This window comes from Pantoea sp. SM3, assembly GCF_000963995.1.
In the GTDB taxonomy this organism is placed as follows: domain Bacteria; phylum Pseudomonadota; class Gammaproteobacteria; order Enterobacterales; family Enterobacteriaceae; genus Pantoea; species Pantoea rwandensis_B.
The window spans coordinates 1-23,977 of sequence record NZ_JZRD01000002.1; the positions used below are offsets into that span (position 1 = coordinate 1).

Consider the following 23,977-nt stretch of genomic DNA (forward strand, 5'->3'; position numbering starts at 1 on the left):
TTCGAGCCCCGTCCGTTCCGCCACTTAATTGATAAGCCCTGACTTGATAAGTCAGGGCTTTTTCATGTCTAAAATCCAAGCTCAATTGTTGATTTAATCGCAATATTCTTCTGCTTATAAGCGGATTTTTCAGCAATAATAATGCTGCCACAATGCTCCTCATCGAAATCATTCACAAAACGATGAGGAAAGCATGACAATCCCTGCCTTTGGTTTAGGTACCTTCCGCCTGCAAGACGATGTTGTAATTCATTCCGTAAAGACCGCACTGGAACTGGGTTATCGTGCCATCGACACCGCGCAAATCTATGAAAATGAGGCTGCTGTTGGCCAAGCCATCGCTGAAAGTGGCATAGCGCGTGATCAACTGTTTATTACCACCAAGATTTGGATCGAAAACCTCTCAGCAGAAAAACTGATACCGAGTTTGCAGCAGAGCCTGTCAAAACTACGTTCTGACTATGTCGATCTTACTCTGATTCACTGGCCATCTCCCGGTGCTGCGGTCTCAGTGAAGGAGAGCATGCAGGCATTAATGGCCGCTAAAGATATGGGCCTGACACGACAAATTGGAATTTCAAACTTCCCAATTGCGCTAATGAAAGATGCGATTGAAGCGGTGGGTATCGAAAATATCGCAACCAACCAAATTGAGCTGCATCCTTTCCTGCAGAACCGAGAGGTCGTCGAGTTTGCAAAACAGCAGGGGATACATATTACGTCTTATATGACGCTGGCTTACGGTGAAGCATTGAAGGATGGCACGATTCAGGCTATTGCACAAAAGCATCAGGCAACGCCTGCACAAGTTGTGCTGAGTTGGGCGATGCAATCAGGCTATGCCGTTATTCCTTCATCAACCAAGCGTGAAAACCTGGCCAGTAACATTGAGGCTGCTCGCGTTGAGCTTGATGCGGAAGATATGGCGCAAATCGCGGCCCTGGATCGCCAGCAGAGACTGGTGAGTCCTGAAGGCCTTGCACCAGACTGGGATTAAGTCAGATTTTTATCAGCCCTGCATTCGCCAGGGCTGATGATTAACCCATTCACTGAGAAAGTCGATAAAGGCGCGTACGCGCTGACTCACTCCTAGATCGCTGTAATAAACCGCATTAAAAGGCATTTCAACGGGTACGCGCTGTTCTGCCAATATCTCAATGAAGGTTCCATCCGCAATTTCGCTATCGACCATGTAATCGGACAGGCAAGCAATGCCCTGATCATCAAGGCACAGTTGTTTGATAGTTTCACCACTATTCGAGGACATTCCCGGCTCAATGTCATAGAGATCGCGGCCATTATCTGAAATTGGCCAGCGGTTTAAACGCAATGGTTCAACAAAGCCAAGGCATTCATGGTGAGCAAGATCGGTTGTGGAAGTAGGAACGCCATATTTCGCTAAATATGCCGGGGTCGCTACCAGTTTGCGATAACTGATAAACAATAAGCGCGCCCGTAAAGTTGAGTCTGTCAGATTGCCTGCGCGAATGGCCACGTCGACCTTACGTTCAATTAGATTGATAAAACTCTCAGATGAAATCAGCGACAGGCTAACGTCAGGATAGCGCTCTCGAAAGGGTTTAATCATGGGAAGAATCAAATGCAGGATGACCGGTGTAGCGGCATCGATGCGCAGTACCCCTTTTGGTGCTTGCTGATGCTCCGTCAACTCATTCTCGGCAGTAGACATCTCCTGCATCAGTTTTTGCACGCGTCGGAAGTAGTGCTCACCTTCGTGTGTCAGTGCGAGTTGGCGCGTTGTGCGCGTCAGCAATGCCACACCCAATTTATTCTCAAGCTTTTTTACTGTGCGGCTAACGGCTGAATTGGCCATCTGTAATTGCTCGGCGGCTCGGCTAAAACTGCCGCTTTCGACCACGGCAATAAAGACTTTTAACTCATCTGATGACGCTTTCATTATGCTCTCCACAGCAAAAGTCTATTGTTACTTTGCACCTTTTTGTCATTAAAGCATGAGTCGATAATCACGCCCATCAAAACATTTCTGGGAGTTAATCATGCCACTTGCACTCTGGGCGCTGACCATCAGCGCCTTCGCTATCGGAACCACCGAATTTGTTATCGTGGGTCTGATCCCTACAATTGCAGAACAGCTCAGCATCACACTGCCTTCAGCAGGAATGCTGGTTTCTATCTATGCGCTGGGTGTCGCGATCGGCGCACCTGTACTCACCGCGTTAACTGGAAAGCTGCCGCGTAAGCAGTTGCTCATGGGTCTCATGGTGCTCTTCACAGCAGGTAATATGGTGGCATGGTTGGCTCCCAACTATGAGACGCTGGTGATTGCGCGTTTGTTAACGGGGCTGGCACATGGCGTCTTCTTTTCTGTTGGGTCGACAATTGCTACGAGCCTGGTCAGCAAAGAAAAAGCGGCGAGTGCCATCGCCATTATGTTCGGTGGTTTAACCGTAGCACTGGTCACGGGCGTACCTCTGGGCACCTTGATTGGTCAGCACTTTGGCTGGCGTGAAAGTTTCCTTGCGGTTTCGCTGTTGGGTGTCATTGCATTGGTCAGCAGTATGATTCTGGTGCCGCTTAATATTGCACAACCCCCTGTTACCACGCTGGCACAACAAGCTCGTGTGATGGTCAATCCACGCCTGCTGCTCATTTATACCATCACGGCGCTGGGCTATGGTGGCGTCTTCACGGCATTCACTTTTCTGGCGCCGATGATGCAGTCGCTGGCTGGGTTCTCACCTTCCGCAGTGAGTGTCATTTTGCTGGGATACGGTATTTCCGTGGCTATCGGTAATATTTGGGGCGGCAAACTGGCCGACCGTCATGGCGCAGTGTCTGCATTAACGCTGATCTTTGCTGCATTGGCCGTATTGTTGCTGCTGTTTCAGTTCACCGCCAGTTCGCACTATATGGCGTTGGTGACAGTGTTGGTGATGGGAATTTTTGCGTTTGCTAACGTGCCGGGGTTACAGGTTTATGTGGTGCAAAAAGCAGAATCCTACGCGCCTGGTGCAGTGGACGTGGCTTCAGGTCTGAATATTGCGGCATTTAACATTGGTATCGCGCTGGGCTCATTAGTAGGAGGGCATATCGTTGAGCACTACGGGTTGGCTCATACGCCTTGGGTCGGTGCAGTAATCGTGTTTTTCGCGCTATTACTGGTACGTTTGAGCGGTCAACTTGACAAGTCGCGTGCAGAATTAGCGGCGGAGTAGGGCCACTAAAAATCGCCAGATGAAGTGAACCCCGAAAGTGGGATATCCAGCAAGTAGGGGAATTAGCTTCACTTTGCTGTGAAGCTAATTCCGACAATCAACAACGCCAATTGAAACCCAGCCCTAAAATCCCTATAACTGTCAGGTGAAGTTGTAGTCGTAAATCAGCCAGGCGGGAAAGTGCGAAAGAAAACTTATGCAATGCGTTATACAGCGGGTCAGCCTGCAGAGCGGATATTCCCGCCTGGGGCGATGTTGCATCTGGGGCAGGCGCTGCCGCCTGGTGCACCGTTACCTGCGGATCCTGCCTTGCGGGTTTTAGTGTGGAATATCTTCAAGCAGCAGCGGGCAGACTGGATGTCCGTGCTGCAAGGTTTCGGCAAAGATGCTCACCTGGTTTTACTCCAGGAAGCACAAACCACCCCTGAACTGGTCAAATTCGCCACCAGTAACTATCTGGCGGCCGATCAGGTACCTGCCTTCGTCTTACCTCAGCACCCTTCGGGCGTGATGACGCTGGCTTCTGCGCATCCTGTGTATTGCTGTCCATTGCGTGAACGCGAACCTTTGTTACGCCTGGCTAAGTCGGCGCTGGTGACGGCCTATCCACTGCCGACTGGCGAGATGCTGATGGTGGTCAACATCCACGCGGTGAATTTCAGCCTTGGCGTGGATGTCTACAGCAAGCAACTCGGGCCGATTGGCGAACAGATTCAACACCACCGCGGACCGGTGATCATGGCCGGCGATTTCAACGCCTGGAGCCGCCAGCGCATGAACGCGCTTTATCGCTTTGCTGAAGAGATGACATTGCAGGAAGTGAATTTCACGGATGACCATCGCCGTAAAGCGTTTGGTCGTCCTTTAGATTTTGTCTTCTACCGGGATATGAAAGTCAGCGAGGCTTCTGTGCTGGTCACGCGCGCTTCAGATCACAATCCACTGCTGGTTGAGTTCAATTCAACGTATCCCATCGGGCGTTAACATACGCATACTGTCTGACAACTGACTAAAGAATGAGTTGAAGGGTGTCGGCGAGAAGGGTTGTGGACGGCAGAAAATGAAAAAGGCTGACAAAAGTCAGCCTTTTCGACGCATTAGGTATCAGGTGTTGCGCTATTCTTCACAAACAGCGTGAGCTTATCGCCCGGCTGAATGTCTTTAGCGTCACTGTTCCAGCGCATAACATCCTGGGTGTTCACACCATGACGTTTTGCAATACTGGCAAAAGAATCACCCTTACGTACACGGTAGGTGATGCTGTTGCCGTTATCAGCCAACTGCGTTGCTTTGCCGCCAACAGTCAATTTCTGACCGATGCGAACTGAAGCACTTCGCAGGTTGTTCTGCTGTTTCAGTGCACTGACGCTAACGCCAAGCTTGTTAGCAATTGCCGACAAGGTGTCGCCTTTGCGTACCGTGTAGTTGTTTCCTGCTGCACTGACTTTCGCCATTTCAACAGGCTGCACGGATGCAATGTCACCGGATGCCAGTGAATTGCGCAGCTTAGCAACGTTGGACTTAGGCACCATAATATAGTGCGGTCCGTTTGGCGCAGTGGTGCCATTTTTATAACCGGCGTTGAAGCTCTTCAACTTGTTGAGCGACATACCGGCCATATCTGCGGCCTGCGTCAGTTCAATTTGCTGCCCCACTTCAACACGTGCTAAAGCACGGCTTTCGTTTGGAGTCGGCAACTTGATACCGTACTGCTTGTTGTTCTTGAGGATTTCACTCAAGGCCAACATCTTAGGTACATAGACCGTAGTTTCGCGTGGTAACGATAAGTGCCAGAAATCAGTCGGCTTGCCGCGCGCCTTATTCTGTTTTATCGCTTTCAGCACTCGTCCTTCACCGCTGTTATAGGCGGCCACTGTTAACAACCAGTCACCGTCAAACATACCGTTCAGACGCTGCATCATATCCAGCGCAACTTTGGTCGAGGCCACCACATCGCGGCGTCCGTCATACCATTGGTTCTGTTTCAAACCATAGTTTTTGCCCGTTTGTGCAACAATCTGCCAAATGCCAGCGGCATTCGCAGAAGATGTTGCATGTGGGTCAAAAGCGCTCTCCACTATGGGTAGCAGTACCAGTTCCATCGGCATTTTACGTTTCTGTATCTGCTCGACAATCCAGTACATGTACGGCTCTGCCCGTAATGTTACATCGTGGAGATAGCTCTTATTTTTTAAAAACTTTGTTTTTTGTTCGCGGATCCGGGGGTTTTCCGGAATCCCCATCTTCAACTCGTCACTAATGTGATTCCAGAGATCGGTATCTTCTGCGAGGCTTGTTCCATCATCCTGCCAGCGCTGCGATAATAATTGATCTCCGTACTTTCCATTTTCACCTTGACCAGCTGAAGACAGGCTCTGTGCATGCTGTACGGGGATATTGGCGTCATTCCTTGATGCCTGACATCCTACCAGCAAGACCGAGGCGAGTAAGATCGCTTTAGCCTTCATGTGTGTGTCAATAGTTCGCTTAAAAGACGAGCAACTATACGTTAGGGGTACACACAACACAACCTTAAATATCAAAAACGGTCTTTCTTCTCGCGTAGATCAGCGAAAGTTTGCCATAACGGAGAGGAAGTAACATTAGTCCCTAAAGCCTTTTGCAAATCAGCATCTTGCGTTCGGAGAAATAAATTTATTTCCCGCTCTAATGCCAATTTTGTTGGCAAAGTGATGCGGTTTTCTGCGCGTAAGTCCTTAATTTGCTGATACCTTGCCAAAATTTTGGGGTCATGAGGCAGAATAGCCGCAGCAAACTTCATATTGGATAAAGTGTACTCATGAGCGCAACATATCAGGGTGTCTGCAGGAAGTTTATTAAGCTTTTGAAATGACTCAAACATTTGTTCTGCTGTGCCTTCAAATAATCTTCCACATCCGCCAGAAAACATCGTGTCACCACAGAAAAGATAAGGTGAAGTGAAATATGAGATATGTCCTAAAGTGTGTCCGGGTGTTGCGATGACACGGAAATTTAGCCCAAGCAGGGTAAATTCATCATTCTCGGCGACGATATGTTTTGCCCCCTTATCCGCCGTTTCCTCTGGCCCGTAAACCGCCATATCGGGATAGTGTTGCAGTAACTCGGCGACGCCGTCGACGTGGTCGTGATGATGATGCGTGAGCAAAATGGCCACCGGTTGCCACTTGTTGACTCTGATTTTATCCAGCACCGGTTGAGCCTCGCCGGGATCGACAATCAGGCAGTTTTTATCATCGTCCGTCAGTGTCCAGATGTAGTTATCCTGCAACGCGGGAATACTGGTAAGATTCATAAACACCTCTCAGGTCGTAGAAAAAGGATGATGGTAGAGCATGAAGCCAGCGAAAACACGCCAAATTCTGACTGCGCCGCGCTCCTGGCGCGAAATGCCATGGGGCGATTATTTTCGCGATGCACTCACGCAGCAGTTGCAGCCTTACCTTGGAAAGCTGTATGGCTTTCATATGCTTAAACTTGGCAGCCTTAGCGCAGAAATCAATACCAGTCAGTGTGCCATATCGCATCAGGTAAATGTGGGCATTGAGGGCGATGACTTGCAGGTGATTGCCAATACCACGCAATTACCTTTTGAAGCGAAATCGATTGATGCCTGCCTGATGGCGCATACCCTGGCGTGGAGTCAGGATCCCCATCGCGTGCTACGAGAAGTGGATCGCGTCCTGATTGACGATGGTTGGATGATTATCAGCGGGTTCAACCCGTTCAGCCTGCTCGGTATCAGCAAAGGTATCCCGGGTTTGCACGCGCGCGCGCCATGGAGCGGACGCATGTTCAGCCAGGTACGCTTGCTCGACTGGCTCAGCCTGCTCAACTATGAAGTGGTTTATCGCACTCGTTTTCAAGTGGTGCCGTGGCATCGGCAGGGCGGCAAAGTGATCAGTGCGCACCTGCCCGCGCTGGGATGTCTGAACATTGTGGTGGCACGCAAACGAACATTCCCATTAACGCCCACCAAAGCGAAGAAGAGCTTAAACAAAGCGCAGGTCAGGCAAACGGTAAATGCCACGCGCCAGTTTCGTGAAGTAAAGGATCAGGACTCGACCTGATAGCCAACATCATCCTGCGTGGGATGACCGGCCGCGCTGCGCGCCAGTTCATCGCAGCGTTCATTTTCCGGGTGACCAGCGTGGCCTTTTACCCATTCCCACTTGATTTCATGGTGGCTGAGCGCAAGATCGAGTCGCTTCCAGAGATCGACATTTTTCACCGGCTTTTTATCGGCCGTTTTCCAGCCGCGCTTTTTCCAGTTATGAATCCAGCTGGTGATGCCCTGACGCACATACTGGCTATCAGTGCTGAGCACCACTTCGCAGGGCTGCGTTAACGCTTCTAACGCCACAATCGCCGCCATCATTTCCATGCGGTTGTTGGTGGTGAGTCGATAACCGGCGCTAAACTCTTTTTCATGCGGGCCATAACGTAAAATGGCGCCGTAACCGCCGGGGCCGGGATTGCCCAGGCAGGATCCATCGGTGAATATCTCTACCTGTTTGCGCATCTCTGGTAGACTTCCTTCTGACAAAACGCCAAGTCTGACATAAAACGAGCCCTATGAGCACTGCAAATAACCGCCAGATCGTTCTCGATACCGAAACCACCGGCATGAACATGATCGGTGTGCACTATGAAGGACATCGCATCATTGAAATCGGTGCGGTTGAGGTCATTAACCGCCGCCTGACCGGCAACAACTTCCATATGTATCTCAAGCCCGATCGGCTGGTGGATCCGGAAGCCTTTGGTGTACACGGTATTGCCGATGAGTTTCTTGCCGATAAGCCCATGTTTGCAGACATCGCTGATGAATTCCTGGAATACATCCGTGGTGCGGAGTTGGTGATCCACAACGCATCGTTCGATATCGGCTTTATGGACTATGAGTTTGGCATGCTGAAGCGCGACATCGGCAAAACCGACACCTTCTGTCAGGTGACGGATAGCCTGGCGATGGCGCGTAAAATGTATCCAGGCAAGCGCAACAGCCTTGATGCGCTCTGTAATCGTTACGAAATCGACAACAGCAAACGAACGCTGCACGGCGCATTGCTCGATGCCGAAATCCTGGCGGAAGTGTTCCTGATGATGACGGGCGGCCAAACTTCGCTGGCCTTCTCCGCGGATGTCGATCAGAACAGCCAAAATACCGGCGATAACATCCAGCGCATTGTGCGTCCGAGTTCAGGATTACGCGTGGTCAACGCCAGCGATGATGAGATCATCGCACATGAAAGTCGTCTGGATTTGGTGCTGAAGAAGGGCGGGAGCTGCCTGTGGCGTGCCTGAATGGGCTGAATTTGCGTGGAAAAGCAACGTTAAGTCGAAAAAATCGGCAAACGATTCATTCCCTCAGAAAAAGCATTGACGGTTCATAAGGCTGCCATTAATATTCGCCTCGTTCTCGACGGGGAACAAAGCGCGGAGCGGTAGTTCAGTTGGTTAGAATACCTGCCTGTCACGCAGGGGGTCGCGGGTTCGAGCCCCGTCCGTTCCGCCAATCATTAAAGAAGCCGATGCAGAAATGCATCGGCTTTTTGCTTTTTCAGGCTGGCATCGGCGCCAACTTGATCATCAGATCAATCCTTCTGCACCGCCACTTCCTGACGGTAAGTACCGACAGAGACTTCACGATCGGCGCGTGCCAGCCAGCGATAGCAACCTGCACCTAATGCCACACCAATAAACCAGCTGAAGTTTGCCACAGCATGCAGTGACGGAATAAAGCTGATCACCAGGCAAATACCTACCGACGGCAGCAGTGCAGCAATCGCTTTCGGGTTAAAGCCACCGCGATACCAGTAGCGTCCCTTTGGCGTGTCATCAAACAGGTCGTCCACGTAAACCTTGCTGCGCTTAATCAGATAGAAATCGGCCACCAAAATGCCAAACAGTGGGCCGATAAAGGAGCCCAGCACATCCAGCGTGTAATGAATCAACTCCGGTGACTGGAACAGATTCCATGGCGTCAGCAGTACAGAACCCACTGCGGCAATCATTCCGCCGGTACGGAAACTGATTTTCTGCGGTGAGCAGTTTGAGAAGTCGAACGCCGGGGAAACAAAGTTCGCCACGATGTTGATGCCGATAGTGGCGATAATCATGGTGAGTAAACCAATCGCGACGGCGACATCATTGCCAACCATGCTCACGGTCTCAATCGGATCGGTAATCATGCGGCCGAACAGCGACTGCGTACCCGACACGATCACCACGGTGACAATCGAGAACAGCAGGAAGTTAAACGGCAGGCCCCAGCGGTTACCCCGGCGGATTTCCCCCATGCTTTTGCCGTAGCGAGAGAAGTCACCAAAGTTGAGCAGTGGACCGGAGAAATAAGAGACCACTAATGCGGTGGCGGTGATCATCTGCCATGTTTGCTCACCAGTGCTCAACTGCTTGCTGGCCAGCGTAAAGGAGATACCGTCAAAGCCGGTTTTGTATACAATCCAGCCCGCTAGCGCCACCATCACCACGTAGACAGCCGGACCCGCCACATCGATAAAGCGTTTAATCGCGCTCATGCCGTGCCAGAACACCATGGCCTGCAGGAACCACATCACACCGAAACAGCACCAGCCCAGTTGAGATAATCCCAGCCAGCTGCTTTGCGTCATGCCACTCAGTGAAGGGAAGAACTTCAGCAGCACCAGCATTAGTGCGTTGGCGGCTAAGTAGGTTTGAATGCCATACCAGGCGAAGGCGATCAGGCCGCGAATCACCGCGGGGATATTGGCACCAAACACGCCGAATGCCTGCCGTGAAATCACTGCGTAAGGTACGCCTGCCATCTGGCTCGGTTTGGCGACGAGATTGGCACACAGCTGCACGATGCAGATACCCACCAACAGACAAAGCAGTACCTGCCAGCTCGCCAGTCCCAGGGTAAAGAAGCTGGCGGCGACCACATAGCCGCCCATGCTGTGCACATCCGACATCCAGAAAGAGAAAATGTTATACCACGACCAATTCTGGTCGCGCGTCGGCGCCAGATCCTCGTTACACAGGCGTGGACTGTAGTGGGCGTTGGCTCCAGAGGCCACCCCGGAGGTCACTTCAGAATGATTTGGCATGAAACCTGCTCCTCTCACAACATGGGAAAATTAATCACAACGTGAAACGGTATTGCAGGATCCAGGCCAGAATTGATTTCTTGTATACAAAAAATTGATTTCACGTATACGATATGACTGTGCACAGTCACTGACCGGAGCAGGTAATGAAGAGCGAAACAGGCCAGAAAACGGCGGCCGATCTGAATGATCGCGACGAACCCATCTATCAGGCGTTACTCACCGCCATTGTGGAACATCAGCTGCCACCGGGCAGTAAATTGCCAGAAGAGGCACTATCAGAAGTGTTTGGTGTGAGCCGAACGGGCATTCGCAAGGTGCTGCAGCGCCTCGCCGCGGTGCAAATGATCACCCTGTCGCCCAGGCGTGGTGCACAAGTGGCCACGCCGGGCGTTGATGAGGCGCGCGATATCTTTGCCACACGCAGCTTACTCGAGTGCGCCAATTTGCCCGCGGTGCTGGCTCACGTTCAGCCACCGCACCTTGCTGCCCTGAGCACACTCATTGAGGAAGAGCAGCAGGCACACGAACAGCACGATGGCGCAGCGGCAATTCGGCTCTCTGCGGCTTTTCATATTCAGCTACAGGCGATTTCCGGTAATCAGGTGCTGACGGATATGGTGACGCGCCTGACACAGCGCTCATCATTAGTGATTGCCGCCTATGGTGCGCCCTGGCAGCGCGGATGTCGTTGCGATCATCATGATCGGCTGGTGGATCTACTGCGACAGAAAGATCTTCCCGCGCTCACCGCAGCCTTACAGCATCATTTCGAACATATCGTGGCGAGCCTGCATTTTGAGCGCAGCGGCGAAACGTTACCCGATTTCACCCGGTTATTTTCCGGTCACAATGGAGCTGCATCATGAGCCTGATTCAGGTGATCAACCCCAATACCAGCCTGGCGATGACAGAAACCATCGGTGCAGCCGCGCGTGCGGTAGCGGCACCAGGTACTGAAATCCTGGCCGTGTGCCCGAGCGAGGGGGTGCCTTCGATTGAAGGGCATTTCGATGAAGCCATTGCGGCAATCGGCGTACTGGAACAGGTCAAGCTAGGCAAAGCACAGGGCGTGAGTGGGCACATTATTGCCTGCTTCGGCGATCCGGGGTTGCTGGCCGCGCGTGAACTGGCCAGCGGTCCGGTGATCGGTATTGCGGAAGCCGCGATGCACACGGCAACGCTGGTGGCGACACGTTTTTCAATCGTCACCACGCTACCGCGCACCCTGGTGATTGCCCGCCATCTGCTGCAGCAATATGGCTTTACCCATCATTGTGCGGCGTTGCACGCTATCGATCTTCCGGTGCTAGCGCTGGAAGATGGCAGCGGTGTGGCGCAGGAAAAAGTGCGCCAGCGTTGCATTCAGGCGAAGCGAGAAGATGGCAGCGGCGCGATAGTGCTGGGCTGTGGCGGTATGGCCTCACTGGCGCAAGAGCTGACGAAAGAGTTGGGCCTGCCGGTAATAGATGGTGTCAGCGCTGCAGTAAAAATGGTGGAATCGCTGGTAGCGCTCGGCTTTGGTACCAGCAAACACGGGGATTTAGATTACCCGATTGAAAAAGCGCTCAGCGGGGCATTTCAGCACCTAAACTAAGGGCTGGTTGGGGACTGACTAAGGAATTTACAGAATGAGTGATGTATCTGAAAAGAAAGAGTACAGCTTCAACAAAAACTACCCGCGTGACCTGATTGGCTATGCTAACCATCCGCCGCACGCACAGTGGCCGGGCAACGCGAAAGTGGCGGTGCAGTTTGTCCTCAACTATGAAGAGGGGGCAGAAAACAACGTGTTGCACGGCGATGCGGGTTCTGAGCAATTCCTGTCCGATATCATTGGCGCCGCCAGCTACGCCGACCGCCATATGTCGATGGATTCTCTCTATGAATACGGTTCGCGCGCAGGCTTTTGGCGCATTCACAACGAGTTCCAGAAGCGCGGATTGCCATTAACGGTTTTCGGCGTGGCGATGGCGCTGGCGCGTCATCCGGAGATTGTGGACGCAATCAAAACCGCGGATTACGACGTAGTCAGTCATGGCTGGCGCTGGATCCATTATCAGTCGATGGATGCCAAAACCGAACGTCAGCACATGCAGCAGGCGGTGGATGTACTGCGCGATCTGTTTGGTAAAGCGCCCACCGGTTGGTATACCGGTCGCGACAGCCCCAACACCCGCCGCTTAGTGGTGGAGAACGGTGGCTTCAGTTATGACAGCGATTACTACGGCGACGATCTTCCGTTCTGGACGCAGGTAACGTGTCAGGATGGCACGGTGAAACCCCATCTGATCATTCCTTACACGCTGGAATGTAACGATATGCGCTTCGCCTCACCGCAGGGTTTTAATACCGCCGAGCAGTTCTTTGTCTATCTGCGTGACACCTTTGATGTGTTGTATGAAGAGGGCGACACCGCGCCGAAGATGATGTCGATTGGCATGCACTGTCGACTGCTGGGCCGCCCGGGCAAATTCCGCGCCTTGCAGCGTTTCCTCGACCATATCCAGCAGCATGAGAATGTGTGGATTTGTACGCGCCAGCAAATCGCCGAACACTGGATGGAGACGCACCCGGCTCCTGCTGTTTAGCGACCTGCGATACTCCGCGCTGACACATTGGGCCGGTACGACATGAACTGTCGTACCGGCCCTGACCACGCCAGTTAAGTCATACTGACGAGCATCGGTTTATCACGCTAGCTCATTAAACTCACCTGCGCCGCGACAATCCGCCAGCCGTAAGGCATGCGCACCCATGTTTGTTGCTGGCGACCCATCTTCTCCACGCCTTCACGCGTGAACTCAGTGCTGCACACCGCGTAGTCATCTCCAAAGGTGGTGATCACCGTATTACGTAGCGTGCGATCCAATCCCTTCGATGGACGGGCAGCGCGAAATGCACGGATCTCATCAATGCCATACAGATTTTCCCCTGCGCCCAAACGCACGGTGCGATCGTCGTGCCAGAACAACTCATCCAGCACATCAACATTGTTGCTAACCAGCGCTTCTTCATAGCGATAAAACGCAGCGGTCACCTCAGCCAGCACAGCAGGACGATCAATATGTTCAGGTGTCATGGTTACGCATCCATCAGGGTGGTTTGTGGCAGGGTCAACCCTTGCTGCTGCAGTGCCCAGGCGGCGCGCAGTGCAAGATGTTCTTTAAACGGTGCAGCGATTAACTGTAAGCCAATCGGTAATCCGCTGGCAGTTTGCAAAGGCACGGTACAGACCGGCAAGCCGAGGAAGGAAATCGGCTGCGTTAGCATGCCCATACTGGCGCGCGTCGGCAAATCCTGGCCGTTAATGTGAATCGTCTCTTGCCCAATGGTGGTGGCGGTGCAAGGGGTCGCCGGTGCAATCAGGACATCGAATTGTTCAAACAGGGGTAACACCTGCTGTTGGAAATGACGGCGGAAGCGCTGCGCCTGCACATACCACGCGGAAGGCAGCATCGCACCGGCCAGCAGACGCTCGCGAGAGTTCGGTTCGAATTGCTCGGGCATATTGCGCAAAGCGGGCAGATAGTGATTGCCGCCTTCTGAGGCGGTGAGGATAAAGGCTGCTGAGCGGGCAATTTCCGCGTTGGCTAACGTGACTTCTTCGCTGGCATCCAGCGCTTGTGCCACCACTTGCAAGGCAGCGCGTGCTTCCTCGCTGCACCAGGTCGAAAAGAAACCGCCCAGCACTGCGCTACGTATGCCTTCTGCGCCTTTGACTAATCCGTCACTGGCCGGTTCCTTCGCCTGCGCTGCCTGGAAAGCATCGCTGGCATCGTGACCTTGCAGCGCATCGTACACCAGACTCAAATCTTCCACCGAGCGAGCAAACGGACCGATATGATCGAGGCTGGCAACAAAAGGATGACTGCCACTGCGCGATAAGCGACCAAAGGTCGGTTTGAGTCCATAGATACCGCACAACGAGGCCGGCACGCGGATCGAGCCATTGGTATCGGTACCCAGTGAGAAGTGCACCAAGCCCGACGCGACGGCCGCCGCCGAGCCGCCCGAGGAACCACCGGCCACGCGGCTCAAATCGCGCGGGTTATGGGTCGGGCCATAATGGGTGTTTTCGGTGGTAAAGCCGTAAGCATAGGCATCCATATTCAGCATGCCGGAGAGCAGTGCACCGGACTGACGCAGTTGACTCACCGCCCACGCATCTTCGCAGGCCGCTGCACGTTCACTGAACAAGCTGGCACCAGCAAGGGTGCTGTGACCGGCAACATCAAACAGGTTTTTAACCGCATAAGGAATACCCGCCAGCACAGGCAATACTTCATCGCGCTGGCGTTGCAAATCGACCTGATCCGCCTCGCGCAACATGCGCTGACCGGTGATTTCGGTCCACGCATTGAGCGCTGGATTGTGCTGTTCAATGGCGTTCAACGTCTGTTGCGCCACTTCACGGGCGCTAATATCACCTTGATTCAGCGCATGATTGAGCGCTTTGATGGATAACGATGCCAGTTTCATGGATGGAACACTCCTGCCACTTCCAGCCGGTCATCCAGCGGGAAAGCCATGAGCGGTTCAGCCATGGCGGCGATGCGATTGAACTGCACCAGCAATTCAGCGCGACGTGCTTCGTCCAGCTTCAGAGCCAGAATCTGTTCCATTTGAGCGATATAAGCCGCCCAGTCCGGTTGCGAATGCATGATGGTTTCCTTTAAAAGCCGGCTGCGCTGCCGTTGCTACGGGGATCGAAGGCACCTTCCAGCATGCCGTTATTGTGTCTGACGATGGCGCCAGCGTGGCCGACGACTTCGCTGAAATCAGGCAACAGCTCAACGTCATGGCCAAGTTTGCGCAACTGCTGCACCGTTTCTGCTGACATGCGCGCTTCGAGTTTGAGAGAGTCAGAGGATTGTCCCCAGGTTCGCCCCAGCAACCAGCGCGGTGCACTGACCGCCTGTTGCAGTGGCTGTCCCTGAATCACGTGGCGGGTAAAAATCGCCGCCTGCGTTTGTGGTTGGCCATCGCCCCCCATTGATCCGTAAACCATCGTGCGACCATCTTTCAGGCGCGCAGCCGCTGGATTTAAGGTATGGAACGGTTGTTTACCAGGTTCCAGCGCCAGCAGATGGCCCGGTTGCAGGCTAAAGGCGGCACCGCGGTTTTGCCAGGTAATGCCTGTGCCCGGCAGCACGACGCCGCTGCCAAATTCGTGATAGATACTTTGGATAAAGGAGACGGCTAAGCCGCTGCTGTCCATCACGCCCATCCACACGGTATCGCCAGGACCTCGTCCGGTTCCCCACGGTGCGGCTTGCTGGTGGTTAATTTGCGCCGCCAGTGTGGCAAGGTGATCGGCATCGAGCAGCTCTTGCACATTGAAGTCGATGTGACGTGGATCGGTGATGTGTTTGTCGCGTAAGGCAAAGGCTTTTTTGGTGGCCTCAACAATGCGGTGCACGGTTTGTGCCTCATCCGCCTCTGCCATGTTCAACCGGTCGGTGATGCCCAGAATTGCCAGCGATACCAAACCTTGCGTCGGTGGCGTCATATTCCAGATGTCGCCCTCGCTGTGTGCCAGATGTAACGGCGTGCAGCGGCGCGCGTGCTGTTTCTGAAGATCTTCCAGGGTGATCGGCATACCCAGCGCGGTCATTTCACGTGCCAGATGGTGGGCCAGCTCGCCACGATAGAAACTCTCCAGACCCTGTTCACTCAACACGCTAAGCGTATTGGCAAGCGCGGGCTGGGTAAAACGGCTCCCGGCGCCAGGCACGGTGCCGTCAGGCAAGAAGGTCGCAGCGAAGCCAGGCTGATCAAGCAATTCATGTTGCTTTGCGGTAGTGGCCGCAGCCTGCGATGCGGTAACAGGAATGCCATCGGCAGCATAGCGAATGGCGTCACGCAGTAAACGGGCTAACGGCAACGGCGCAGAACCTAGCTCTTCAGCCAGCGTTAACGCCTCCTGCCAGCCACTCACCGTGCCCGCTACGGTTAGCGCGGCTTTAGGACCGCGATGCGGAATGTGGCTTTCGCCGTGATAGAAGTCGAGGTGGGCCAGCGAGCCTGCTGCGCCACTGGCATCGATAGCGATAGGATCGCCATTGGGCGGCACGACCAACCAAAAGCCATCGCCACCCAAGCCGTTCATGTGCGGATAGACAACCGCGATAGTGGCTGCGGCCGCCACCATCGCTTCAATCGCGTTACCGCCTTCGCGTAAAACCGCCAGTGCGCTTTCACTGGCGAGATGATGTGGGGTGACGGCCATGCCGAGCGGGGCCATGTTGCTCTGTATCATAGTGAACTCTTCATCATTGTTTCTTTTGTAGGGGGGATTGGGTTAGTGGTCGCCGTAATGGAAGCCCCTACAAATCCGTGAGGTGATCTAAGCAAGAGCTGTTCCAGTTTTGGTCGGACATCAATGTGGATCGATTTGTGCTAGCTTGTGATGAAACGAAAGTTACAGGACCCATGATGAAACAGCTTGATGAACGCCTTCGCAGTCACTATCCGCAATTGTCGCCGCAGGAGCAGCGTATTGCTGATTTTGTGTTTGACCATTTTGATGACCTGATCAGCTACAACAGCGCAGAGCTGGCGCGGCTGAGCGGGGTATCGAAGGCGACAGTCAGCCGCCTGTTTAAACGTCTGGGCTATGAGAAATACAAGGACATGCGTGATGAGCTGCGTACGCTGCGTCAGAGCGGCATGCCCCTCACCGACAACCGCGATGCGGTGCAGGGCAATACCTTACTGTCGCGTCATTACAAGCAGGAGATGGCCAACCTGACGCAGTGGGTGAACAGCATCGACCCGCAGCAGTTTGGCGAAGTGATTCAGGCACTGGGTGCCGCAAAGCGGGTGTTTATTATCGGCATGCGTAACGCCTATCCGGTGGCATTGCACCTGCGTCAGCAGCTGATGCAGGCGCGTCCGCAGGTACATGTGCTACCGCAACCCGGCCAGACGCTGGGCGAGGAGCTGGTGGATATCACATCCGAAGATATCGTAGTGGTGATGGCCTTCCGTCGCCGTCCACGCATCATCCGCCCCCTGATGCAGCAGCTACAGCAGAGCAACATCCCGGTGCTGGCGCTGTGCGAGCCGCAGGCGCAGGGCATTATCACCCTGGCACACTGGCAGCTGTGCGCGCCGCTTGACAGCGTTTCGGCCTTTGATAGCTATGCCTCGGCGATGAGTCTGATCAACCTGCTGGCGAATGCACTGCTGCATGAAATGCTGTCACAAGGTCGTCAGCGTATTCATCAAATTGCCGATCTTTATCAGCACCTGGATGAACTGGAACACCGATAGAGGGCACCACTTTGGTGCCTTGCACCTTTTTGGAACGGGTTTTTATGCGGGCTTAAAGCCCGTTTTTATCGCCCCAAACTCCGTGTTTATTCGTTTTTCTTCCCTTTACTCCTCGCACCCTGTGGTTGGCACATTAGTTGCAAATCGTTTTATCAAGAATCTTTTGTTTCACGATAAACTCACCGGGGTGCATAATGAAAAAAGTTTTACTGGCAGTCGCAGGCGCAGCATTGCTGATGGCTCAGGTCGGCAGTGCGATGGCCGATCAGCTACAAGACATTCAGAAGCGTGGCGTCATCCGCGTTGCGGTGCCGCAGGACTTCCCGCCGTTTGGTTCCGTCGGTACCGATTTGCAGCCGCAGGGCTATGACATCGACATGGCCAAGTACCTGGCAAAGGAGATGAAACTGAAGTTGCAGCTGGTCCCTGTTTCCAGTGCCAACCGCGTGCCGTATCTGCAAACCGATAAAGTGGATCTGGTGATCTCCAGCATGGGCAAAAACGCCGAACGCGAGAAAGTGATCGATTTCAGCCGTGCCTATGCGCCGTTCTTCCTCGGCGTATTTGGTCCAAAAGGCGAGCCGCTGAAAGATGCGGCGGCATTGAGCGGCAAATCAATTGGTGTGACGCGTGGTGCAGTGGAAGACATGGTGTTGAGCGATGTGGCGCCAAAAGATGCGCAGGTGAAGCGTTATGAAGATAACAACACCACGCTGTCTGCTTACCTGTCAGGCCAGGTGCAGTATGTTGCAACCGGTAACCTCGTAGTAGCGGCCATTGCGCGCCAGAACGCAGAAAAAGCACCGGTGCCGCAGTTCATGCTGAAAGATTCACCGTGCTTTATCGGTCTGAAGAAAGATGAACCGGCGCTGAAAGACAAAGTGAATGCGTTGATTGAGCAGGGCATCAAAGACGGTACGCTGAACAAGCTGTCAGAAGAGTGGCTGAAAGCCCCACTGCCAGCCAACCTCGGCGCATAACGCAATGATTGGGCAACTCAATTTTGCAGATCTCTGGCCGCACTGGCCAGAGTTACTGGCAGGGCTGTGGGTCACGATTCAGATAACGGTTCTCGCCACGGTGGGCGGGGTGAGTCTGGGGATTCTCGGCGCGGCACTGCGCAGTGAAAAAACGAGCTGGGCGAGTCGAATCTGGGGCGTTTATGTCGAACTGATCCGTAATACGCCATTTGTGGTACAGCTGTTTTTTATCGTCTTTGGTTTGCCCAATCTTGGTCTGAAACTGACGGCGGGCGAAGCGGCGCTGCTGGCGATGTTAATTAACCTCGGCGCTTACAGCACCGAAATTATTCGTGCCGGCATTCAGGTGACGCCGAAAGGGCAATGGGAAGCGGGCCGTGTGCTGGGGTTGACCCGCACGCAGACCTTTATCCGCGTGGTACTGCCGCCGTCGCTGCAACGTATTTATCCGGCGCTGGTCAGCCAGTGCATCATTGTGATGCTGGGTTCATCGGTGGTGTCGCAGGTGTCGTACGAAGAGCTGACCTTCGCCGCCAACCTGATTCAGTCGCGTACTTTCTTGAGTTTTGAAGTCTATCTGGTGACCACGCTGATCTATCTGGCGTTGTCGATTGCCATGCGACAGCTGCTGCTGGCGCTGGGGCGTAAATGGTTTGGAGCGCAGCCCGCATGACAACCTTTACTGACTGGGACATCCTGCGCAACCTGCTGCTGGCGGCGCGCTGGACGATTTTACTGTCGCTGGTGGCCTTCTTTGGCGGCACGCTGGTGACCTTGCCATTGCTGTTTTTGCGTCTGCTAAAACGCCCTTGGCTGACGCGCTTGATTCGCTGCTACACCGAACTGTTTCAAGGCACGCCTTTGTTGATGCAGTTGTTCCTCGCCTTCTTTGGCGTCGGGCTGTTTGGCATTGATGTGGCGCCCTGGACCGCCGCTTCGCTGGCATTAACTTTCTACACCAGCGCATTTTTGGTGGATATCTGGCACGGCAGTATTCGTGCGCTGCCGAAAGGCCAGTGGGAAGCATCGCGCTGCCTCGGCCTGAGTTTTGGTCAAACGCTGTTTCGCGTGGTAGCACCACAGGCGATTCGCATCGCCATCGCGCCGACCGTGGGCTTTGCCGTTCAGGTGATCAAAGGTACCGCGCTGGCATCGATTATCGGTTTCGTCGAGCTGACTAAAGCCGGCACTATTTTGAACAATGTGACGTATCAGCCCTTTAAGGTATTTGGCCTGGTGGCGCTGGGTTACTTCCTGATGTGTTATCCGCTGTCGCGTTACAGCCAGTACCTGGAGAAAAAATTCAATGCCGCTCATCACCATTAATCAGGTCCAGAAGTACTACGGCGACAACCACGTTCTGAAAGGTGTCGATCTGGATATCGACAACGGCGAGGTGATTTCGATCATCGGCCGCAGCGGCTCGGGCAAAAGTACCTTGCTGCGCTGCATGAACGGACTGGAAGGCTACCAGGAAGGCAGCATCAAACTCGGCGGTATGACGATCACCGACCGTGAATCACAGGCGCGTGAAATCAGCCGCTCGGTGGGCATGGTGTTCCAGAACTTCAACCTGTTCCCGCACATGACCGCGCTGGAAAACGTGATGCTGGCGCCGCGCCGGGTACTGAAGAAAAGCGAAACTGAATGCCGCGAGCTGGCGACGCAGATGCTGGAAAAGGTCGGCCTTGGCGAACGCATTAACTACTACCCGGCCAATTTATCCGGTGGTCAACAGCAACGTGTGGCGATTGCCCGTGCGCTGGCGATGCAGCCGAAAGTATTACTCTGTGACGAGATCACCTCAGCGCTCGATCCTGAACTGGTGGGCGAAGTGCTGAAGGTGCTGGAACAGCTGGCTGCCGAAGGCATGACCTTGATCCTCGTTACCCATGAAATGAACTTCGCCCGTGATGTGGGCGATCGCGTGGTGTTTATGCATCAGGGCCGCGTCTGGGAGCAGGGCGACAGCAAAACGCTGTTTGCCAATCCGCAGACCGCCGAGCTTAAACAGTTTATCTCCACCGTCCGTCTTTAAGTCTTCAAAAGGAATAGCACATGGATATCAGTCAGTTTTCGCAAATTAATCCACCACAACGCCTGCTGATGGGGCCGGGTCCTATCAACGCCGATCCGCGTGTCCTGCGCGCCATGTCGAGCCAGTTGCTGGGTCAGTACGATCCGGCGATGACGCACTACATGAATGAAGTGATGGCGCTGTATCGTGGTGTATTTCGTACCGAAAACCGCTGGACCATGTTGATTGACGGCACCTCGCGCGCCGGTATCGAAGCGATTCTGCTCTCGGCTATCCGTCCGGGCGACAAAGTGCTGGTGCCGGTGTTTGGCCGCTTTGGTCATCTGCTGTGTGAGATTGCCCGCCGCTGCCGCGCCGAAGTGCACACTATTGAAGTGCCGTGGGGCGAAGTGTTCACCCCCGATCAAATTGAAGACGCGATCAAAAAAGTGCAGCCACGCCTGCTGCTGACGGTGCAGGGCGATACCTCCACCACCATGCTGCAACCGCTGGAACAACTCGGTGCCATCTGCCAGAAATATGGCGTGCTGTTCTACACCGATGCCACCGCTTCACTGGGCGGTAACGCGCTGGAAACCGATGCCTGGGGGCTGGATGCGGTATCTGCCGGTATGCAGAAGTGCCTTGGCGGCCCGTCGGGCACTTCGCCGATTACCCTCAGCCCGCAGATGGAAGCGGTGATCCGCAAACGTAAGTGTGTGGAAGAGGGCATCCGTACCGCGGATCATCAGGATGGCGATGAGGAGATGATCTACTCCAACTATTTCGATCTCGGCATGATCATGGATTACTGGGGGCCGGAGCGTCTGAACCACCATACCGAAGCCACCACCGCGCTGTTTGGTGCACGTGAGTGCGCGCGTTTGATGATGCAGGAAGGGCTGGATAAAGGCATTGCACGTCATAAGTTGCATGGCGAGGCGATGCTGAAAGGAATTCAGGGCATGGGCCTCGAAACCTTTGGTGACCTGAAACACAAGATGAACAACGTCCTCGGTGTGGTGATCCCGCAGGGCGTGAATGGCGATCAGGTGCGCAAATTGGTGCTGGAAGATTTTGGTATTGAGATCGGCACCTCGTTTGGCCCGCTGCACGGCAAAGTGTGGCGCATCGGCACTATGGGCTACAACGCGCGCAAAGATTGCGTGATGCAAACCCTGAGCGCGCTGGAAGCGGTATTGAACCATGTGGGTTACCGTTCGACACAAGGCGCGGCCATGCAGGCGGCGTGGGATCATTACGGGAGCCACGCATGAGCAACAGCCTGATGACCGCCAGCGAGGCGCAGTCCGCTGCTGCCCGCGTCATGGCACGCTGCGATGCCCTGGCTGAAATCAGTGAAAGTGAGGATGGCCTGACGCGTGTCTATCTCTCGCCTGAACAGGTCCGCGCCAACGCCCGCGTGGCAGAATGGATGCAGGCGGCCGGCATGACCACCTGGCAAGATGCGGTGGGCAATATCTGCGGTCGTTATGAGTCTGCTGAACCCGGCGCACAGGCGCTGCTGCTGGGCTCTCATCTGGACACGGTGCGCAATGCCGGGCGCTATGACGGCATGCTGGGTGTGCTGAGTGCCATTGAAACCGTACAGTGGCTGCACGATCGGCAGCTGCGCTTACCGCTGGCGATTGAGATTGTCGGGTTCGGCGATGAAGAGGGCACACGCTTTGGCATAACGCTGTTGGGCAGCCGGGGTATTACCGGCACATGGCCCGAGAGTTGGGTAACGCATCCGGATGGAAACGGTATAACTGTGGCGGAAGCGATGCAGGATCTCGGTCTGGACGCTGCCAACATTTTGCAGGCGGCACGCGACGTCAACGACATTGCGGCTTACCTCGAGCTGCACATTGAACAAGGGCCGTGTCTGGAACAGGAAGATCTGGCGCTTGGCGTGGTGACCGCGATTAACGGCGCGCGTCGTTTGAATTGCAGCTTTATCGGTGAAGCGGGCCACGCTGGCACGGTGCCGATGACCCATCGTAAAGACGCACTGGCCGCCGCCGCCGAGTGGATGGTGTTTGTTGAGCACACCACCGCCGAGCAAGATCCACAACTGGTGGCCACGGTCGGCACCCTGAGCTGTTTGCCGGGCGCAGTGAATGTTATCCCCGGTGAAGTGCAGTTTTCACTGGATGTGCGTGGGCCGCAGGATGAGCCGCTGGAGCGCCTGTTGTCCGCGCTGCTGACACAAGCCGAAGCGATTGCCTTGCGGCGTGGACTGACTTTTACCGCCAGCGAGTATTACCGTATTGCGGCAACCACCTGTGATGCACGTTTGCAACAGGCGCTGAGCCACGCGGTGGAAACGGTGCAGGGCCGCAGCGTTTCTTTGCCAAGCGGCGCAGGGCACGACGCGATTGCGATCGCCGATCGCTGGCCTGTGGGTATGCTGTTCGTGCGCAACCATCGCGGTATTAGCCATCATCCAGCCGAGTCCGTGCAGGTAGCGGATGTGGCGCTGGGCGTGCAGGCTTATCTGCAAGCGGTCAACGATCTGGCACAGGCTTAAGGAGCCGTTGCATGGAGTTAGCGGTGTTTAACGATGCCACGCCCAATGAGGCACACACAGCGATAGCCCACTGCGTGGCGATTCCTGACTGGCAGCAGGCGCTGGTAGCCGCACGGCCTTTCGCCGATGTTTCAGCGCTCTATAAGACCGCTGAAACGCTGGCAAAGCGCTGGCAAGGTGCCGAACTGGAACAGGCATTACGCGCGCACCCACGTATTGGTGAAAAAGCCGCGGGCGCGGGCAAAGAGGCAGTATTGTCACGCAATGAGCAGTCGGCGATGCAGCAGGCCGATGGCGCGCTGCAATTTGCCATGCTGGCGGGCAATCAATCCTATGAACAGCGCTTCAGCCGGGTGTTTTTGATTCGCGCCAAAGGACGCAGTGGCGAGGAGATGCTGGCGGAATTGCAGCGCAGGCTCAACAATGATGCAGAGACAGAGCAGCAGGAAGCGCTGACGCAACTGCGTGAAATCACCCTGTTACGGCTTAAGGAGAGCATTATATGAGCACCATTACCACTCACATTCTGGATACCGCGCTGGGTAAACCCGCCATCGGCGTGGCCATATCCCTGGAGCAGAACAGCCCGGAAGGCTGGTTGCCGATCGCGGAGGGTGAAACCGATAGCGATGGCCGTATCAAGGATTTAACGCCTGAGCCGTTGGCGCCAGGCCATTATCGATTGACCGCAGAGATCGGTGACTATTTCGCTGCTGACGGACGCGATGCGCTATACGTCAGTGCACAGATTGATTTTGTGATTAGTTCAGCGGGCAGCCATTATCATCTGCCGTTCCTGATCTCACCGTGGTCGTGGTCAACCTATCGCGGCAGCTAATTTTGTCACGGCCACCCTAAATGGCGGCCCTGCAACACTCCAA

General features: G+C 54.4%; 26 protein-coding genes and 1 tRNA gene. 18 read left to right on the forward strand and 9 right to left on the reverse strand.

Annotated elements, in window-relative coordinates; genetic code table 11:
• Positions 1-193 precede the first annotated feature (193 nt).
• The gene (gene dkgB / locus VI01_RS01035; protein ID WP_045813699.1) at positions 194-997 is read left to right on the forward strand and encodes a 2,5-didehydrogluconate reductase DkgB; all 804 of its coding nucleotides are present in this window, start codon (positions 194-196) and stop codon (positions 995-997) included.
• A 12-nt stretch (positions 998-1,009) separates the two neighbouring features.
• Here the strand turns inward: dkgB and yafC are convergent, their stop codons facing one another.
• Complete coding sequence (gene yafC / locus VI01_RS01040) at positions 1,010-1,918, reverse strand: DNA-binding transcriptional regulator YafC (protein WP_045813700.1); 909 nt, start codon at positions 1,916-1,918, stop codon at positions 1,010-1,012.
• Positions 1,919-2,018: 100 nt separating this feature from the next.
• On the opposite strand from yafC, the gene VI01_RS01045 reads away from it, so the two are divergent.
• On the forward strand, positions 2,019-3,197 hold the full coding sequence (locus VI01_RS01045) for an MFS transporter (RefSeq protein ID WP_045813701.1): 1,179 nt from the start codon (positions 2,019-2,021) through the stop codon (positions 3,195-3,197).
• Positions 3,198-3,377: 180 nt separating this feature from the next.
• Positions 3,378-4,181 (forward strand): endonuclease/exonuclease/phosphatase family protein, encoded by an 804-nt coding sequence (locus tag VI01_RS01050; protein ID WP_038648861.1) that lies wholly within the window; start codon positions 3,378-3,380, stop codon positions 4,179-4,181.
• A gap of 113 nt (positions 4,182-4,294) precedes the next feature.
• On the opposite strand, the gene mltD is transcribed toward VI01_RS01050, so the two are convergent.
• Both mltD and gloB read right to left on the reverse strand, forming a co-directional pair.
• Complete coding sequence (gene mltD, locus VI01_RS01055; RefSeq protein ID WP_034825415.1) at positions 4,295-5,665, reverse strand: murein transglycosylase D; 1,371 nt, start codon at positions 5,663-5,665, stop codon at positions 4,295-4,297.
• A 71-nt stretch (positions 5,666-5,736) separates the two neighbouring features.
• The gene (gene gloB / locus VI01_RS01060) at positions 5,737-6,492 is read right to left on the reverse strand and encodes a hydroxyacylglutathione hydrolase (RefSeq protein ID WP_045813702.1); all 756 of its coding nucleotides are present in this window, start codon (positions 6,490-6,492) and stop codon (positions 5,737-5,739) included.
• Positions 6,493-6,532: 40 nt separating this feature from the next.
• On the opposite strand from gloB, the gene VI01_RS01065 reads away from it, so the two are divergent.
• Positions 6,533-7,267, forward strand: coding sequence for a class I SAM-dependent methyltransferase (locus tag VI01_RS01065; RefSeq protein ID WP_045813703.1), 735 nt, complete (start codon positions 6,533-6,535; stop codon positions 7,265-7,267).
• Here the strand turns inward: VI01_RS01065 and rnhA are convergent.
• Positions 7,252-7,719, reverse strand: coding sequence for a ribonuclease HI (gene rnhA, locus VI01_RS01070; RefSeq protein ID WP_034825410.1), 468 nt, complete (start codon positions 7,717-7,719; stop codon positions 7,252-7,254). The two genes, VI01_RS01065 and rnhA, sit on opposite strands and share 16 nt — an antisense overlap.
• Before the next feature lie 53 nt (positions 7,720-7,772).
• On the opposite strand from rnhA, the gene dnaQ reads away from it, so the two are divergent.
• On the forward strand, positions 7,773-8,504 hold the full coding sequence (dnaQ, locus tag VI01_RS01075; RefSeq protein WP_038648850.1) for a DNA polymerase III subunit epsilon: 732 nt from the start codon (positions 7,773-7,775) through the stop codon (positions 8,502-8,504).
• A 134-nt stretch (positions 8,505-8,638) separates the two neighbouring features.
• Positions 8,639-8,715: transfer RNA gene (locus tag VI01_RS01080), tRNA-Asp, on the forward strand.
• Between the two features lie 79 nt (positions 8,716-8,794).
• On the opposite strand, the gene VI01_RS01085 is transcribed toward VI01_RS01080, so the two are convergent.
• On the reverse strand, positions 8,795-10,288 hold the full coding sequence (locus VI01_RS01085) for an NCS1 family nucleobase:cation symporter-1 (protein WP_034825407.1): 1,494 nt from the start codon (positions 10,286-10,288) through the stop codon (positions 8,795-8,797).
• Positions 10,289-10,434: 146 nt separating this feature from the next.
• Here VI01_RS01085 and VI01_RS01090 point away from each other — a divergent pair, with 146 nt between their 5' ends.
• From VI01_RS01090 to puuE, 3 genes are read left to right on the forward strand one after another with little or no spacing between them, the layout of a single operon-like run.
• On the forward strand, positions 10,435-11,157 hold the full coding sequence (locus VI01_RS01090; RefSeq protein WP_045813704.1) for a GntR family transcriptional regulator: 723 nt from the start codon (positions 10,435-10,437) through the stop codon (positions 11,155-11,157).
• Positions 11,154-11,885, forward strand: a complete 732-nt coding sequence (hpxA, locus tag VI01_RS01095) for an allantoin racemase (RefSeq protein WP_045813705.1) — start codon at positions 11,154-11,156, stop codon at positions 11,883-11,885. Before VI01_RS01090 ends, hpxA begins: the two co-directional genes overlap by 4 nt.
• Before the next feature lie 34 nt (positions 11,886-11,919).
• A complete protein-coding gene (gene puuE / locus VI01_RS01100; RefSeq protein WP_045813706.1) occupies positions 11,920-12,879 on the forward strand; it encodes an allantoinase PuuE in 960 nt (319 codons plus the stop codon).
• 107 nt (positions 12,880-12,986) lie between these two features.
• Here puuE and hpxZ read toward each other — a convergent pair whose 3' ends face one another.
• From hpxZ to VI01_RS01120, 4 genes are read right to left on the reverse strand one after another with little or no spacing between them, the layout of a single operon-like run.
• Positions 12,987-13,370, reverse strand: a complete 384-nt coding sequence (gene hpxZ, locus VI01_RS01105; RefSeq protein ID WP_038648839.1) for an oxalurate catabolism protein HpxZ — start codon at positions 13,368-13,370, stop codon at positions 12,987-12,989.
• 2 nt (positions 13,371-13,372) lie between these two features.
• Positions 13,373-14,770 (reverse strand): AtzE family amidohydrolase, encoded by a 1,398-nt coding sequence (locus VI01_RS01110; RefSeq protein WP_045813707.1) that lies wholly within the window; start codon positions 14,768-14,770, stop codon positions 13,373-13,375.
• Positions 14,767-14,952, reverse strand: coding sequence for an oxalurate catabolism protein HpxX (gene hpxX, locus VI01_RS01115; protein ID WP_045813708.1), 186 nt, complete (start codon positions 14,950-14,952; stop codon positions 14,767-14,769). Before hpxX ends, VI01_RS01110 begins: the two co-directional genes overlap by 4 nt.
• An 11-nt stretch (positions 14,953-14,963) precedes the next feature.
• Entirely contained in the window at positions 14,964-16,550 is a 1,587-nt protein-coding gene (locus VI01_RS01120) for a gamma-glutamyltransferase family protein (protein ID WP_045813709.1), read from the reverse strand.
• 176 nt (positions 16,551-16,726) lie between these two features.
• Here VI01_RS01120 and hpxU point away from each other — a divergent pair, with 176 nt between their 5' ends.
• From hpxU to uraH, 9 genes are all read left to right on the forward strand, one after another.
• Entirely contained in the window at positions 16,727-17,566 is an 840-nt protein-coding gene (gene hpxU / locus VI01_RS01125; protein WP_045813710.1) for a MurR/RpiR family transcriptional regulator HpxU, read from the forward strand.
• Between the two features lie 194 nt (positions 17,567-17,760).
• Positions 17,761-18,546 (forward strand): transporter substrate-binding domain-containing protein, encoded by a 786-nt coding sequence (locus VI01_RS01130; protein ID WP_045813711.1) that lies wholly within the window; start codon positions 17,761-17,763, stop codon positions 18,544-18,546.
• Between the two features lie 4 nt (positions 18,547-18,550).
• Entirely contained in the window at positions 18,551-19,219 is a 669-nt protein-coding gene (locus VI01_RS01135; RefSeq protein WP_045813712.1) for an amino acid ABC transporter permease, read from the forward strand.
• Positions 19,216-19,872 carry an amino acid ABC transporter permease gene (locus VI01_RS01140; RefSeq protein WP_045813713.1) on the forward strand — a complete coding sequence of 219 codons (657 nt, stop codon included), beginning with the start codon at positions 19,216-19,218 and terminating at the stop codon, positions 19,870-19,872. The genes VI01_RS01135 and VI01_RS01140 overlap by 4 nt, the downstream gene beginning before the upstream one ends.
• The gene (locus tag VI01_RS01145; RefSeq protein WP_038648820.1) at positions 19,853-20,584 is read left to right on the forward strand and encodes an amino acid ABC transporter ATP-binding protein; all 732 of its coding nucleotides are present in this window, start codon (positions 19,853-19,855) and stop codon (positions 20,582-20,584) included. Before VI01_RS01140 ends, VI01_RS01145 begins: the two co-directional genes overlap by 20 nt.
• A 20-nt stretch (positions 20,585-20,604) precedes the next feature.
• Entirely contained in the window at positions 20,605-21,840 is a 1,236-nt protein-coding gene (locus VI01_RS01150; protein WP_045813714.1) for an alanine--glyoxylate aminotransferase family protein, read from the forward strand.
• Positions 21,837-23,096 carry an allantoate amidohydrolase gene (gene hpxK / locus VI01_RS01155; protein WP_045813715.1) on the forward strand — a complete coding sequence of 420 codons (1,260 nt, stop codon included), beginning with the start codon at positions 21,837-21,839 and terminating at the stop codon, positions 23,094-23,096. The genes VI01_RS01150 and hpxK overlap by 4 nt, the downstream gene beginning before the upstream one ends.
• Positions 23,097-23,107: 11 nt before the next feature.
• A complete protein-coding gene (gene uraD, locus VI01_RS01160; protein ID WP_045813716.1) occupies positions 23,108-23,602 on the forward strand; it encodes a 2-oxo-4-hydroxy-4-carboxy-5-ureidoimidazoline decarboxylase in 495 nt (164 codons plus the stop codon).
• Positions 23,599-23,934 (forward strand): hydroxyisourate hydrolase, encoded by a 336-nt coding sequence (gene uraH / locus VI01_RS01165; protein WP_038648808.1) that lies wholly within the window; start codon positions 23,599-23,601, stop codon positions 23,932-23,934. Before uraD ends, uraH begins: the two co-directional genes overlap by 4 nt.
• Positions 23,935-23,977: the final 43 nt, after the last annotated feature.

Excerpts from the sequence above, each read along its gene's own strand:
- uraD (WP_045813716.1), top strand. The coding sequence starts at position 23,108 with ATGGAGTTAGCGGTGTTTAACGATGCCACGCCCAATGAGGCACACACA.
- hpxZ (WP_038648839.1), bottom strand. The coding sequence starts at position 13,370 with ATGACACCTGAACATATTGATCGTCCTGCTGTGCTGGCTGAGGTGACC.
- VI01_RS01150 (WP_045813714.1), top strand. The coding sequence starts at position 20,605 with ATGGATATCAGTCAGTTTTCGCAAATTAATCCACCACAACGCCTGCTG.
- VI01_RS01045 (WP_045813701.1), top strand. The coding sequence starts at position 2,019 with ATGCCACTTGCACTCTGGGCGCTGACCATCAGCGCCTTCGCTATCGGA.
- VI01_RS01145 (WP_038648820.1), top strand. The coding sequence starts at position 19,853 with ATGCCGCTCATCACCATTAATCAGGTCCAGAAGTACTACGGCGACAAC.
- uraH (WP_038648808.1), top strand. The coding sequence starts at position 23,599 with ATGAGCACCATTACCACTCACATTCTGGATACCGCGCTGGGTAAACCC.
- VI01_RS01130 (WP_045813711.1), top strand. The coding sequence starts at position 17,761 with ATGAAAAAAGTTTTACTGGCAGTCGCAGGCGCAGCATTGCTGATGGCT.
- dnaQ (WP_038648850.1), top strand. The coding sequence starts at position 7,773 with ATGAGCACTGCAAATAACCGCCAGATCGTTCTCGATACCGAAACCACC.
- rnhA (WP_034825410.1), bottom strand. The coding sequence starts at position 7,719 with ATGCGCAAACAGGTAGAGATATTCACCGATGGATCCTGCCTGGGCAAT.
- VI01_RS01065 (WP_045813703.1), top strand. The coding sequence starts at position 6,533 with ATGAAGCCAGCGAAAACACGCCAAATTCTGACTGCGCCGCGCTCCTGG.
- puuE (WP_045813706.1), top strand. The coding sequence starts at position 11,920 with ATGAGTGATGTATCTGAAAAGAAAGAGTACAGCTTCAACAAAAACTAC.
- hpxK (WP_045813715.1), top strand. The coding sequence starts at position 21,837 with ATGAGCAACAGCCTGATGACCGCCAGCGAGGCGCAGTCCGCTGCTGCC.
- hpxX (WP_045813708.1), bottom strand. The coding sequence starts at position 14,952 with ATGCATTCGCAACCGGACTGGGCGGCTTATATCGCTCAAATGGAACAG.
- hpxA (WP_045813705.1), top strand. The coding sequence starts at position 11,154 with ATGAGCCTGATTCAGGTGATCAACCCCAATACCAGCCTGGCGATGACA.
- gloB (WP_045813702.1), bottom strand. The coding sequence starts at position 6,492 with ATGAATCTTACCAGTATTCCCGCGTTGCAGGATAACTACATCTGGACA.
- VI01_RS01135 (WP_045813712.1), top strand. The coding sequence starts at position 18,551 with ATGATTGGGCAACTCAATTTTGCAGATCTCTGGCCGCACTGGCCAGAG.
- VI01_RS01110 (WP_045813707.1), bottom strand. The coding sequence starts at position 14,770 with ATGAAACTGGCATCGTTATCCATCAAAGCGCTCAATCATGCGCTGAAT.
- VI01_RS01090 (WP_045813704.1), top strand. The coding sequence starts at position 10,435 with ATGAAGAGCGAAACAGGCCAGAAAACGGCGGCCGATCTGAATGATCGC.
- VI01_RS01120 (WP_045813709.1), bottom strand. The coding sequence starts at position 16,550 with ATGATACAGAGCAACATGGCCCCGCTCGGCATGGCCGTCACCCCACAT.
- mltD (WP_034825415.1), bottom strand. The coding sequence starts at position 5,665 with ATGAAGGCTAAAGCGATCTTACTCGCCTCGGTCTTGCTGGTAGGATGT.
- dkgB (WP_045813699.1), top strand. The coding sequence starts at position 194 with ATGACAATCCCTGCCTTTGGTTTAGGTACCTTCCGCCTGCAAGACGAT.
- yafC (WP_045813700.1), bottom strand. The coding sequence starts at position 1,918 with ATGAAAGCGTCATCAGATGAGTTAAAAGTCTTTATTGCCGTGGTCGAA.
- VI01_RS01140 (WP_045813713.1), top strand. The coding sequence starts at position 19,216 with ATGACAACCTTTACTGACTGGGACATCCTGCGCAACCTGCTGCTGGCG.
- VI01_RS01085 (WP_034825407.1), bottom strand. The coding sequence starts at position 10,288 with ATGCCAAATCATTCTGAAGTGACCTCCGGGGTGGCCTCTGGAGCCAAC.
- hpxU (WP_045813710.1), top strand. The coding sequence starts at position 16,727 with ATGAAACAGCTTGATGAACGCCTTCGCAGTCACTATCCGCAATTGTCG.